General features: G+C 43.0%; 10 protein-coding genes and 1 pseudogene. 4 read left to right on the plus strand and 7 right to left on the minus strand.

Annotation, left to right across the window (positions count from 1 at the left end):
- Positions 1-91 precede the first annotated feature (91 nt).
- Positions 92-1,684: pseudogene (locus tag UP17_RS19485) on the plus strand (serine hydrolase).
- Between the two features lie 155 nt (positions 1,685-1,839).
- Here UP17_RS19485 and UP17_RS19490 read toward each other — a convergent pair.
- From UP17_RS19490 to kdgD, 7 genes are all read right to left on the minus strand, one after another.
- Positions 1,840-2,319: a VOC family protein gene (locus UP17_RS19490; RefSeq protein WP_061464589.1), complete on the minus strand. Its 480-nt coding sequence runs from the start codon at positions 2,317-2,319 to the stop codon at positions 1,840-1,842.
- Positions 2,320-2,382: 63 nt separating this feature from the next.
- Positions 2,383-2,694, minus strand: a complete 312-nt coding sequence (locus UP17_RS19495) for a hypothetical protein (protein WP_061464590.1) — start codon at positions 2,692-2,694, stop codon at positions 2,383-2,385.
- A 149-nt stretch (positions 2,695-2,843) separates the two neighbouring features.
- Positions 2,844-3,296 (minus strand): GNAT family N-acetyltransferase, encoded by a 453-nt coding sequence (locus UP17_RS19500; protein WP_061464591.1) that lies wholly within the window; start codon positions 3,294-3,296, stop codon positions 2,844-2,846.
- 196 nt (positions 3,297-3,492) lie between these two features.
- A protein-coding gene (locus UP17_RS26915; protein WP_155727271.1) for an IS3 family transposase occupies positions 3,493-4,826 on the minus strand; the annotation gives its coding sequence in 2 pieces (ribosomal slippage) (positions 3,493-4,454 and positions 4,454-4,826; 1,335 coding nt in all).
- A 129-nt stretch (positions 4,827-4,955) separates the two neighbouring features.
- Positions 4,956-6,491: a galactarate dehydratase gene (garD, locus tag UP17_RS19515; protein WP_208857029.1), complete on the minus strand. Its 1,536-nt coding sequence runs from the start codon at positions 6,489-6,491 to the stop codon at positions 4,956-4,958.
- Positions 6,492-6,578: 87 nt separating this feature from the next.
- A complete protein-coding gene (gene gucD / locus UP17_RS19520) occupies positions 6,579-8,042 on the minus strand; it encodes an alpha-ketoglutaric semialdehyde dehydrogenase GucD (RefSeq protein WP_061464592.1) in 1,464 nt (487 codons plus the stop codon).
- A 17-nt stretch (positions 8,043-8,059) separates the two neighbouring features.
- The gene (gene kdgD, locus UP17_RS19525; protein ID WP_061464593.1) at positions 8,060-8,992 is read right to left on the minus strand and encodes a 5-dehydro-4-deoxyglucarate dehydratase; all 933 of its coding nucleotides are present in this window, start codon (positions 8,990-8,992) and stop codon (positions 8,060-8,062) included.
- 314 nt (positions 8,993-9,306) lie between these two features.
- Between kdgD and UP17_RS19530 the strand changes: the two genes are divergently transcribed.
- The 3 genes from UP17_RS19530 (at position 9,307) to UP17_RS19540 (ending at position 12,921) form a co-directional block, all read left to right on the plus strand.
- On the plus strand, positions 9,307-10,668 hold the full coding sequence (locus UP17_RS19530; protein ID WP_061464594.1) for an MFS transporter: 1,362 nt from the start codon (positions 9,307-9,309) through the stop codon (positions 10,666-10,668).
- A gap of 31 nt (positions 10,669-10,699) precedes the next feature.
- On the plus strand, positions 10,700-12,058 hold the full coding sequence (gene gudD / locus UP17_RS19535; protein ID WP_061464595.1) for a glucarate dehydratase: 1,359 nt from the start codon (positions 10,700-10,702) through the stop codon (positions 12,056-12,058).
- 161 nt (positions 12,059-12,219) lie between these two features.
- Positions 12,220-12,921 (plus strand): FadR/GntR family transcriptional regulator, encoded by a 702-nt coding sequence (locus UP17_RS19540; RefSeq protein WP_061464596.1) that lies wholly within the window; start codon positions 12,220-12,222, stop codon positions 12,919-12,921.
- Positions 12,922-13,220: the final 299 nt, after the last annotated feature.

Consider the following 13,220-nt stretch of genomic DNA (forward strand, 5'->3'; position numbering starts at 1 on the left):
TCAGTTAGACCATTCATGATGCAGCCTTAAGGTCAATCAGGAATGGGAGAAGACTAAGTCTATTAAATCGATTTATAAGGGAGAAGAAAACATGAAAACGAAAACACGTAATTTAGGGCTTGCCTGTCTATTATTATCTGCCACCACTTTTACCGCTTGCACTGCAATTAACAATGTCCCAACCGAATCAGTAGAATCTCAAAAACCAGCAAAAAAGATAAGTAAGAACGGCCCCCAAGATGCTAAAGAAGTAGAAAGCGTTCATGAATTCGGTGCTTGTCGATAAGATGGGGAAATACAATGTGAATGGCTCCAATTTTGTAGTGGTCAAGGATGGGAAGGTCCTGTTGAACAAAGGCTATGGTTATGCTGATAAGGATAAGAAAATACCAGTAGATAAAGATACCGTCTTTCAAATAGCTTCCGTTTCAAAGACCTTTACAGGCTTGGCAGCGATGCAGCTTGCTGATAAAGGCGCGATTGATCTGAACCATGATATTCATGAATATTTAGATGGCTTGAAAGTACCTAATAAAACAGGAACTCCACTGACCATGTTTAATTTGCTTACCTATACAAGTGGTGTAGACCTGCCTGACATTACTACGTATACCTCACCTGATTATATAAACCAGGAAATTCCGATGAAAGAGTTTCTTAAAGAGCATATGCCGACTGTAGTTCGAACACCTGGAGAATCGTATACCTATGATAATTTTGCCTTTTTATTGGCTGGCTATGCGATAGAAAACGTAAGCGGCCTTAGATTCGATCAATATATGGAAAAGAATATATTCAAGCCATTGGAAATGAGCTCGCCAAGTACCCGTTTCACCCCTGAACTACTCGATAGGATGGCTGTACACTATGATGATAAAGGCACGCCACATCCAACTTCCGGTCATGCACCGACAGATGGGCCACAGAGCAGCATTCTTTCTACGGGAGATGATATGGCTAAGTATTTAACCATGTTTCAAAGAACGGTAGCTTGTTGCTGGAGGCAGGGCCCTCAGGCAAGCACACCTTGAAGATGGTTCATCCCCTGTTGTTTGAAGATGAAGCTGGAAATAAATTAGCGTTCAAGAAAGATCATCAAAATCGGATTAAATACTTCTATTACACAAGTTCAACAGGTCTGGATTTTATTGCCGATGCACAAAAAATGCCTACAAAGAAGCCTTTCTCAGATGTACCGCATGACAGTTTGTATAAGACAAACATTGACAATCTGTATGCATTCGACATATTCAAGACTCAACCAGACAACCGCTTCCATCCGGAAGGTATCATGACACAGGGAGAGTTTGCAGATTTACTTCTTCGTGCACATGGTTGGTTTGGTTTTCCCGATGATATTGAGAAGAATAAAGCGAAAATAATTTCCGGCATTCCTAATTTTAACCGCAATACTGTCATTACAAGACAAACAGCAGCAGTCATGATTCAAAATCTAAAGCAAATCCAACCCGCTCCAAAGGTCAAAATAACTGGAAAAACCGATAAATGGGCGATTGAAGCTACTCAAGCGCTTGTATCACAAGGAATTATTGATCCCGATATTAAACCCAAGGCAGATGTTTCTATAGATTTCCGTTCAAAGCAGCCTTTACTTCGTCAAGAAGCTAGTGCATTGCTTGATAAGGCATTTGGTTACTATACACTGGCCCTCAAAATCAAGTAACCAAATGGCCCCACAGAAATACTGCCAGCACCTAGTCATGAATGGACTCTCAATTAAATAATCTGCCAAAAGCCATGAATATCAAAAAGGTAAGCATGGCTTTTGATTTACCTTAACGATAACAAGAAAAACATGTAGCTCTCACAACCGTCAATTCAGCTGTCATTCGCTTTTTTCGCTTCTGTATTCATTTGTTCCCATTCACTTAAATACATACGTTTCATGATTTTTTTAGGATTTTCCAGTTTACTAATAAATTCCAAACTGTTGCCGTCTGGATCATTAAAGTGAATTTTAGCGTGCGCATATTCCCCATGAGGCATGACGAAAGGTTCAATTGGTGCAAATCCAAAAGCCTCTCTTGGCGAATAGCCTCTATCTTCAAGCCATACGACTGAGCTCTTTAAATCTTCCAATGATACTTCAAAAGCTATATGCCTGATGGAAGGATGATACTCAACCTCCACTTTTTCCGTTTCCCAAAGCCCCAACCAACTTTTATCCTTTTCAATCCATAGAAAAGCCAGGTTGTCTTCAACCTTATGATCCAACTGCAAACCAAGCCCTTCATAGAATTCAATGGAACGATTCAAATCACGAACCGGTAAATGTGCTTCATATAAACCTCTTATCATTCAATACACCCCTTTTTTCGTCAGATCGAAACCATCCTGATTCAATCCCTTTATCCTATTGTTCTACGGGGCAAATTCAATTTCACCCGTTACTAACAAAGTGATGACGATAACCCAAAATATAAAGAAAGACGAAGAAAAAACCAAAGAAATAATAGGAATCACTCTTTTCTCCGTTTTCTTCAAAATACCTATGATAGAAAGGACGATACCGGTAATCGTAAGGAAAAATGTTATATAATCATCAGCCAGGCTCCCGATATTTGCAACTCTAATAGGTGTAACAAAAACTATAAAAAAGCAAATAATTCCAATAACGAATGAAATAAAACTAATTACACCGTACCTCTTCTGAATAAATGCATCGTTTTCCATCAATCCACCCTTTCATGATCGCCATTTAAATAGTTTTTCTCCATAAAAATTATCTCACAAATAATTTTAACATATAATACCAATCGGTAGTTGTGCACAAAAAAGGTTGCCGCAGCAACCTTCCCGATGACAGGATAAAAAACGTTGAATTAAAGCTTCATTTTCATACCCTCATGAGTAGCTTTGAATCCTAAACGTTCATAAAAACGCAGCGTTTCTTCCCGCTTTTTATCTGTCGTCAGCTGAATGATATGGCACCCCCGCTCCTTTGCACGCTCAATCGCATATAGAATCAACTTGCTTCCTATTCCTTTCCCCCGCTCTGAAGATGCAGTCCGAACCCCTTCTATCGTAGCTCTCCAACCTCCTTGATGGGTAATATAAGGAGTGAACGTGATTTGCTGCACCCCAACGATGTCCTCACCAAGACATGCTACGATCAATTCATTATTCTCATCTGCATCAATGGATGCAAATGCTTTTAGATAGCTTTCAGGAAGGGGATTTTCATAGCGTTCCCTTTCCCTCCCCAATACATCATCCGCCAGCATCCGTACTATTTCACTTAAGTCTTTTCCTGTCGCATTCCTGAATGTGACCATAATATCCCTCCTGTTCAGTATCGCCCTTTTTTTCATCATGATGGAAACCAATCTTTCATTAATAACTTCAACTAAAAGTTAGGCGGTCCTCTTTTCTGGAGGAAAAATAATGGCGGCTTTAAAAATTGGACCAACAAAAAAAAGGCCCCCTTTAATGTGAACTGTGCCCCATTTTACGGACAGTATAAAAAAGTGCCTAAGCAGCTAATAAATGGTCCCGGTATTGTACTGGGGCCATTTTCCTTAGCCCCCATTGATAACGATGTTCATTATATTCTTCAATAACTCGATCAATTTCTTCCTTCACATCCGTTAAATTAGTACATGTTTTATATTCTGCCAAATCCTTAAAGTGGCCAAAGAAACTTTCCATTGGCGCATTATCCCAACAGTTTCCCTTGCGGGACATGGATTGGGTTATCCCAAGTTCCTTCACTTTGCGTTGAAATAGCGGATGGGTGTAATGGAACCCCTGGTCAGAATGAAGGATTGCACTCGGATGGAACTCGTGACACACAGCCTGCTTTAGCTTATTTAAAGTCTCGTAAACGATATCCATTTCTAATGAAGTAGATAAATGGTACGTAACGATTTCTTTTGTGGCGGCATCTTTTACGCAGGATAAATACGCTTTTTGGCCTTTCCCATAATAAAGATAGGTAATGTCAGTAAGCAGGACCTTCCCTGGCACCTCCTGATTGAATTCACGATTAAGGAGGTTTGGACAAGTAAGGTGCTCCTTGGTTGCCTTGGCCATCTTCCGATACGGGTTGGCCCTTCTGATTTTCGCTAGGAGATTATATTTTGTCATCAACCGTCTGATTTTCTTATGATTCATGACGGCCGAGTAGTCATTCTCCATAATCATTTTGATTTGGAGGGCGCCTACTTTTTCCTTTTTACTGATGAAAATATTTCTGATCAATTCTATGTCCAATTCATCCTGTTCTTCACGAAGCTCACGGTAAGGAGCTGCCTTTAACCAATCATAGTAGCCACTTCGACTTACACCAGCCAATTTGCATAGATAAGAAACAGCCTTCTTTAATTGGTGTATTCTGATCGTCCTTTCAATCAGATAGAACTTCTCAGCAGCAGTTAGAATCATTTCTTTTTCAGAGCCTGCCTTTCTAGCTCTTCCAGCTTTTTTAGGAAGTCATTTTCTGCTTCAAGGAATTTGATTCTCGCCTCGGCCTTCCTAAGTTGATCTTCTACAGACTGTGGCTTGGAAGTGGGGCGTCCTGTACTTCCTTTTCCACGGCGTTCCGTAAGGAAGCCTTCCTCACCAAACCTTTCAAAGGTACTACGCCAGCGCTGTAGACAACGTTTGGGTTGTTTCTTTCCAATTATTTCGAGATTAATTCCCTGGTCAATGAAAATTTGAGAGGGGGCTTTCCCCTTTTTATATTCCTTAACAGCTTTTGTTTTAAATTCCGGACTATAGGAAATAGATCGCTCGGAAGCACTAATGATATTTGGATTCTTTTCAAGTTCTTTAATCTGAAATTCAGTATATATATTCTTACTCATAGAAACCCTCCGTCCATACTCATTACATCTATTGAAACATAAAAAAACCCGGATAAGGGACACTTTTTTATGTGTGTCCGTTATCCGGGGTATAGTTCATAAAAGGAAGTCCTTCTTAGTAAATCATTATTAGGTAATTGGCGCAGGATTGAAAAGTACCAAATCATTATGGAGGCCCCAATGCTCTGCCCAGGTTTTCTTTTTACCGCTGGCCACTTCCAAAATGAGGTGAAATATTTCCCACCCGACATCCTCTATGGTTGCCTCACCTGTAGCGATAGTTCCTGCATTTATATCAATGAGATCTTTCCATTGCTCGGTCAATGTATTTCGTGTAGATACTTTGATGACGGAAGCCATTGCCAGATTATAAGGTGTGCCCCTTCCAGTTGTAAAAACTTGAAGGTGCATGCCGGAAGCGAGCTGCAGCGTTCCGCAAACAAAGTCACTAGCTGGTGTAGCTGCAAAAATCAGCCCTTTTTCTGTTGCTTTTTCACCCGGAGCCAGTACGCCTGAAATGGGGCTGCCTCCGGATTTGGCAATGGAGCCTAATGATTTTTCCACTACATTGGCCAATCCGCCTTTTTTGTTTCCTGGTGACGGATTGGCACTTCGATCGGCATCACCTAAAGCAAGGTAGTTATCATACCAGTCCATTTCCTTTATTAACGCTCTCCCTACTTCTTCATTCACTGCACGGGGCGTCAATAGATGAATCGCATCCCGTACTTCTGTGACTTCAGAAAATAAAACGGTTGCCCCTGCCCTGACTAACAGATCTGTAGCATATCCTACTGCAGGGTTAGCTGTCACACCAGAAAATGCATCACTTCCTCCACACTGCGTACCGATGACCAATTCGGAAACCGGAAACGTCTCCCGTTGCTTGCGGTTCAACTTGATTAAACGTTCCTCGGCCATTTCCATAATGGATTGGACCATTCCCGCAAATCCCTGCTGATCCTGAAGTGAAATGATATCTGAATCGTCCCCGCTTGGATTTATTCTCATCGGAGACAGTTTTTCACACCCCAATCCAACTACCAAGGCTTCCCCGCCGAAATTCGGGTGTTTCGCAAGGTTCTGTATCGTGCGAATGGGAATAACCGCTTCAGGTGCATTGATTGCGACTCCGCACCCATAGTTGTGATTGATGGCGACAACATCATCAACATTGGGATACTTCGGGAGAAGCTCTTTTTTTATCCGGTTCACGACGAAATTCAGAACGCCCACTACACATTGAACGCTTGTTGTAATGCCTAATATATTCTTGGTTCCAACACTGCCATCTTCATTGCGGAATCCTTGGAATGTATATCCTTCAAGCGGGGGTAAAGTTTCGGGTATATCATTTGCTACCGGCAATTCCTTTAAATCCGGAGAAACCGGAAGCATCACCAGTGTCTCGTCAATCCAGCAGCCCTTACTGATTGATTCAGCCGCATAACCGATAACTTCCCCATAGCGGATGATGGCTTCATTCTCGACTATATCCATTAAAGCCACTTTGTGGCCTTGTGGCACTCTTTCTTTCAATTCAAGCCCACAAGGGAAAACGGTTCCTTGATCCAAGCCCCCCGTATTAACCACGATGGCGACATTGTCCATCCTATTTACCTTAATATAAAGCGGTACCTCCGTCAGCTGCGTTTTTGTATCCACTTTACCACTCCTTCATTCTAAAAAAGCTAACAACATCACTAAAAATACACGAGATGGTTCTTCAGCTAAAATATCTGTTTCAGACATTTATTTTACAAACACCGTTTTAATGGATGTAAAAAACTCTTTTGCTGCTTCTCCTTGTTCCCTGGAGTGGGAGCTGGAGTTTTTCATGCCGCCAAATGGCGCCTGCAATTCAACGCCTGCGCTCTCAGCGTTGACCCTGATCAATCCGGCTTCCATATCGTTAACAAACGAAAGCAAATGTTGGATATTGGCAGTAAAAATCGAAGCACTCAGGCCGTATTCGACGCTGTTCGCAAGTTGCAGGGCTTCTTCGACTGATTCAGCTTTCAATAAAGCAATCACCGGACCAAAAATTTCTTCCTGTACGATTGCCATATCTGACGTGCAGTTATCAAAGATCGTAGGCTCTACATAAAAGCCATTAGCCTGAGTGCCTTCTTCAGCACGCTTTCCGCCAGTTAGAAGTGTAGCGCCTTCCTCGACTCCTTTTTCGATATAGGAAAGAACCGTTTTTAATTGATTTTCGCTAGCGCATGGTCCCATCCAAGTCCCGCTGTCCAATCCATCCCCGATGGAAATGCCTTTCGTTTCTTTCACCAGCAACTGCTTGAACTCTTCATAAACTTCAGCTGCAACGATGACACGGCTTGTCGCGGTACATTTTTGCCCCGTCGAACGAAACGCGCCTGTAATGACTGCTTCTACAGCCAGATTAAGATCCGCATCCGCTGCAACGATTACCGGGTTTTTCCCGCCCATTTCAAGCTGGTATTTCGCTCCTCGTGCTAACGCCGCTTGTCCAATCCTTTTTCCAACGCCGTTTGAGCCGGTAAAGGTAATTCCGTTTACATCTTCGTGATCGGCGATGCCCTGCCCGATGACACTGCCCGGCCCTGTGACCATATTGATAACACCCTCCGGTAAACCAGCTTCTTCAAAACACTCCATGATCTTCGCACAGGTGATGGCCGTCTCTGTGGCTGGCTTCACCACAATCGTATTCCCATAAACGAGAGCAGGAGCCATCTTCCAGATCGGGATGGCGATTGGGAAATTCCAAGGTGTAATGACGCCCACTACACCAAGCGGGACGCGCGTCGTGAACATAAGCGCTGAACTTTCGGTGGATGGAATGACATCCCCCACTTTACGCATTCCTTCTCCTGCATAGTATTTCAGGATCGCAATACCGCGTGCCGTTTCCCCTTTTGTTTCTGCAAAAGTCTTACCCATTTCACGTGTTGCACATTCTGCGATTTCATCAATCCGCTTTTCAAGAATATGGGCTACTTTATATAGATACTCCCCGCGCTCTGATCCTGCTAGTTTGCGCCATTTGTCTTTCGCCTTTTTCGCAGCTTCTACTGCACGATTCAAGTCATCCACGTTAGATTTTTGTACATATCCGACAATGGCCTGTTTATCGGCTGGGTTTAAACTTTTTTCAACTTCTTTTGAAATGGAAGCAACCCATTCACCGTTAATATAGTTAAGATACGTTTTTGTTTGAACTGTAGTTATCATATATAATCCCACCCTTATTAGATTGATTGAATTGGTGTTTCTTTTGGAAAACGATCTAAAGCATTCTCTAATATCGTTTGCATTGCTGCATAATGTTCTTTTTCCACCGGAAGAATCGGTAATCTGACTGTTTGGCCAACCGGCATTCCCATAATCTCCATACCTGCTTTAATGAGAGAAACGGCATACCCTTTTCGCTGACGGCGAATATTGTTGATTGGCATGATGACCTGTTGATAAATTTCTTTGACCGTTTCTTGATCTCCGCTCAGAATGCCATTATAGAATTTCCGTGAGATGTGCGGGATGTAATTGGATATCGCCGATGAGTATGAGTCAAAGCCAAGTGGAACGTAGGACGACATGGTAACTTCCGCAAGCGGCATTCCGTTCAGCCAGCCAAAACGGTTTCCGAAGGTTTGTGTAAGGAGTCCATTCAACTCCATATTGCCTAGACCGTCTTTGACACCGACCACCTGCGGGACCTCCGCAAGTGCTTCCAAAGTTGGTATTGAAAGTGAAACGTTATCACGCTGATATACTATGGAATTTAAGTCTGTGCTCTCTGCGATAGCTTTGAAATAAGCCGCCAGACCTGCCTGTTCTCCAGTAACAAGATATGGAGGTAATATTAAATATCCGTCTGCCCCTCTATCCGCTGATATTCTTGCAAGTTCCAGGGACGTTTGAATATTTCCTCCTACACCTGTGTATACAGGGACTTTTCCACCCGTTACGGATACGGCCACCTCTACCATCACTTCATATTCCTCTTTACTTAACGATGGATACTCTGCTGCCGCACATGCCACGAAAATAGCCTCGAGTCCCTCATCTATTAGAAATTGGATATTTTGTGCGAGTGCTTGTTCATCAAGCTTATTACTTGTTGTGAATGGTGCCACGGGAAATCCGAGAATCCCTTTAGGTGCCTTGCGAATTTTATTCATTATCTATTCCTCCTTGCTTATTATTGTTTTATTGTAAGACAAATACACCGTCTGGTCAATCGTATATTTTTTATTTTCTGAAAAGTCAATCATCAATTCATCCCTCAATAATTTCGCTTCTAATATATACAAAAAAAACAAGATAATTAAGGAGCTAAAAATGAAAAATGATATGTAAAAAAGACATTGACAAACAATTTTATTTGTCTTACCATTGGACAAAACTAAATATTAAGAATTTTCACAAAGGAGGAAACAGCTAACATTGTAAGCGGTATCAATAAAAAATAAAATACTTTTAAGGGAGTGAGTATATGAACGCTGGAGAAAAAGTTTTTCAAGAATCTCCTATATTGCCGAATGCTCAGAAAAAAACACGGACACGATGGTTTATTGTATTTATGCTCTTTCTGGTTACCGCTCTGAATTATGCAGATCGTGCGACGCTATCAATCGCAGGTACGGACATGTCTGGTCAGCTTGGTCTCGATTCAGTCATGATGGGCTATGTTTTCTCCGCTTTCGCTTGGTCCTACGTAGCTGGACAAATTCCGGGTGGATGGCTTTTGGACCGTTTTGGCTCAAAAAAAGTTTACTTTTGGAGTATCACGCTATGGTCTACCTTTACGCTTTTACAAGGATTTATCGGATTTTTCGGTTCTGCCGGAACGGCTGTCATGGTATTGTTCGGACTGCGTTTTTTAGTTGGATTGGCAGAGGCTCCTTCCTTCCCGGCCAACAGCCGCATCGTTGCTACCTGGTTCCCAAGCCATGAACGCGGAACCGCGGCTGCCACTTTCAATTCAGCCCAGTATTTTGCAACCGTTCTCTTTGCACCGATCATGGGTTACATTACGTATAAATTTGGTTGGGAATACGTCTTCTTCTTTATGGGCGCATTGGGAATCATCGTCGCTTTCTTCTGGATGAAAACGATATATGGCCCAAAGGAACATCCGCGCATCAACAAAGCTGAGCTTGAATATATCGAAGCAGGCGGCGCTTTGATCAATATGGATCAAACCACTGCAAATAAAGAGGAAAAGAAAGGCGTCAACTGGAATCATATTAAGCAGCTTTTATCAAACCGTATGCTGTTAGGTGTTTATCTCGGACAATATTGCATTACAACATTAACGTACTTTTTCCTTACATGGTTTCCTGTGTACCTTGTACAAGAAAGAGGCATGACCATTCTTCAAGTTGGGCTCGTCGCTTCCCTTCCAGCCATTTGCGGATTTTTTGGCGGCATTCTCGGAGGGACATTCTCGGATTTCTTGTTACGGAAGGGATTCTCATTGACTGTCGCCCGAAAATTGCCAATCGTTGTTGGGATGCTTCTATCGATGAGCTTGGTAGCTGCAAACTATGTAGAGACGGAATGGGTGGTTATATTCGTTATGGCCCTAGCGTTTTTCGGTAAAGGATTTGGGGCACTCGGCTGGGCGGTAGTGGCCGATACCTCACCAAAGGAAATGTCCGGTGTCAGTGGCGGGCTTTTCAATACATTCGGTAACATTGCAGGCATTACAACACCGATCATCATCGGATACATCATTGCCACGACAGGATCATTTAATGGGGCGCTAGTCTTCGTATGTGCCAATGCTCTTGTCGCAATCTGCAGCTATTTATTCCTTGTTGGTGAAATTAAACGTGTAGAGTTAAAATCATAGTTAACTAAATATTCTGTCAGGGGGAAGAAATATGAACAATCAAATGCTTAAGGATCATGTAAAAATCGGCACACCGGTCATTTCAGAAATGAGCGTTATTCCAGTTGCAGGCCATGACGGCATGCTGCTGAACTTGAGCGGTGCCCATGCTCCTTATTTCACCCGGAACATTGTCATTCTGAAAGACAATGCGGGTAATACTGGTGTAGGTGAAGTTCCTGGAGGCGAAAAAATTCGCCAAACACTCGAAGATGCCAAACAAATGGTTGTCGGCCAGTCCATTGGGACATACAACAACATTCTGAATACCATCCGTAAGCAGTTCGCGGACCGGGATGCGGGAGGGCGCGGGCTTCAGACGTTCGATCTCCGTATAGCCATCCATGCCGTAACAGCATTGGAAGCGGCACTTCTAGATTTAGTCGGCCAATATTTAGGTGTGCCGGTTGCAGCCCTTCTCGGCGAAGGACAGCAGCGTGATAGGGTGGAAATGCTGGGCTACTTATTTTATGTAGGTGACCGCAATAAAACGGACCTTGGTTATTTAAGCGAGCCTGAAGCGGAAGATGACTGGATTCGCCTCCGTCATGAGGAAGCGCTCACACCTGAAGCGATTGTCCGCTTGGCAGAAGCCGCCCACTCTCGCTATGGATTCAATGATTTTAAACTGAAAGGCGGGGTTTTGCGCGGGGAAGAAGAAATCGAAGCGGTGACGGCACTTGCGGAGCGCTTCCCTGAAGCCAGGATCACCCTTGACCCAAATGGCGGCTGGCTGCTTAAGGATGCGATTGAACTTTGCCGGGATCAACATCATGTTTTAGCCTATGCGGAAGACCCATGCGGAGCGGAAAATGGTTTTTCCGCCCGGGAAATCATGACGGAATTCAGGCGCGCAACGGGCCTTCCTACCGCTACTAATATGATTGCAACGGACTGGAGGCAAATGGGGCACTCCATTCAGCTTCAATCCGTGGACATCCCTCTTGCCGATCCGCATTTTTGGACGATGCAAGGCTCCGTCCGTGTCGCTCAAATGTGCAATGACTGGGGATTGACATGGGGATCACACTCGAATAATCACTTTGACATTTCGCTTGCCATGTTTACACACGTTGCTGCAGCCGCACCAGGAAAAGTCACTGCAATCGATACCCACTGGATTTGGCAGGATGGGCAGCGTTTGACGAAAGAACCTTTTAAAATTGTCGGCGGAATGGTCGATGTACCTTCTAAGCCCGGACTTGGAATTGAAGTGGATATGGAACAAATCGAGAAGGCACATCAGCTTTATAAACAAAAAGGACTTGGTGCCCGTGATGATTCAATGGCGATGCAATACCTGATTTCAGGATGGGAGTTCAATCCAAAATCACCTTGCCTTGTCAGATGATTTTTTCCAACAATGCGTGCGTCTCTCTCTTTAGAGCGGCGCATTTTACTTTTTTTGGGGTATAGATCTTCTCTTCCTCACATGCAAATAAGTGTATTATATTATATAATTAGTCTTACAGTATAAATACATATAGGGTTTAACAGAAAAGGGGTTACACAATGGAAGAATCGTCAAAGAAATTAGGCGTACAATCGGTACATCGCAACACTCTTTCACAACAAGTCGTGGATCAAATCGTGCATCTGCTCGTCACCGGACAAATGAAAGCGGGCGACAAACTGCCTCCTGAAATGGAACTTATGAAAGAACTTGAAGTAAGCCGGCCTGTTTTACGGGAGGCACTCAGTGCACTTGATACACTAGGAGTCATTACACGGAAAACACGTGAAGGAACCTTTTTTAACGATAAAATCGGTACACATCCATTCTCTGTCATGCTGGCGCTGGCTACGAATAATTTACCAGCGATCATCGAAGCGCGAATGGCATTGGAGTTGGGACTGGTAACAATGGCTGCCGAGAAAATCACAGACGAACAGCTGGAGAAACTGCAAGTTACTATTGACACGATTGCCAATAGTGAAGACAACGATTATGGAGAGGCCGATAAAGAATTCCACAAGATCATTGCTTTAAGTGCAAACAATCCCATTATTGAAGGCATGATCGATTCCTTATTGATTACCCATAATAAAATAAATAGCCTGATACAATTCAGGGAACGGGAACTGACTGTAAAGTATCATAAAGCCATCTATGCGGCACTTGCAGCGCATGATCCACATGAAGCATTCAGTCAAATGTACAAGCACCTTGATTATGTCCGTCAGAAAGTCCTTCAATATTCTCACGCAAATTAATATATCGTTTGTGTGGAAGGTGGAAGTAATCGCAGCAAACTAATGGATCACTCAATGATCCAATTTCATAGGGAAAGTGGATTTTTCAGGGAACCTATTTTGCTTCCAAGATTTCAGAGTTCAACTTATCTTTTAAATCCAATTGATAGCATAATTTTTTTAAAAAAACTGGATAGTAGTTGAACTATCCAGCCCCCGCTTATCCACTTTCGATTGAAATGAAAATGTTCCCCGATGAAGTCGATACCTTCCTCTTGCAAATTGTTGGCTGACCACAATCCCCATCCAAAGCTCCACTC

It is taken from the genome of Peribacillus simplex, assembly GCF_001578185.1.
Taxonomy (GTDB): Bacteria; Bacillota; Bacilli; order Bacillales; family DSM-1321; genus Peribacillus; species Peribacillus simplex_A.

Coding starts and splice junctions, on each gene's coding strand:
- UP17_RS19490 (WP_061464589.1), bottom strand. CDS start 2,319: ATGATAAGAGGTTTATATGAAGCACATTTACCGGTTCGTGATTTGAAT.
- UP17_RS19495 (WP_061464590.1), bottom strand. CDS start 2,694: ATGGAAAACGATGCATTTATTCAGAAGAGGTACGGTGTAATTAGTTTT.
- UP17_RS19500 (WP_061464591.1), bottom strand. CDS start 3,296: ATGGTCACATTCAGGAATGCGACAGGAAAAGACTTAAGTGAAATAGTA.
- gucD (WP_061464592.1), bottom strand. CDS start 8,042: ATGATAACTACAGTTCAAACAAAAACGTATCTTAACTATATTAACGGT.
- kdgD (WP_061464593.1), bottom strand. CDS start 8,992: ATGAATAAAATTCGCAAGGCACCTAAAGGGATTCTCGGATTTCCCGTG.
- UP17_RS19530 (WP_061464594.1), top strand. CDS start 9,307: ATGAACGCTGGAGAAAAAGTTTTTCAAGAATCTCCTATATTGCCGAAT.
- gudD (WP_061464595.1), top strand. CDS start 10,700: ATGAACAATCAAATGCTTAAGGATCATGTAAAAATCGGCACACCGGTC.
- UP17_RS19540 (WP_061464596.1), top strand. CDS start 12,220: ATGGAAGAATCGTCAAAGAAATTAGGCGTACAATCGGTACATCGCAAC.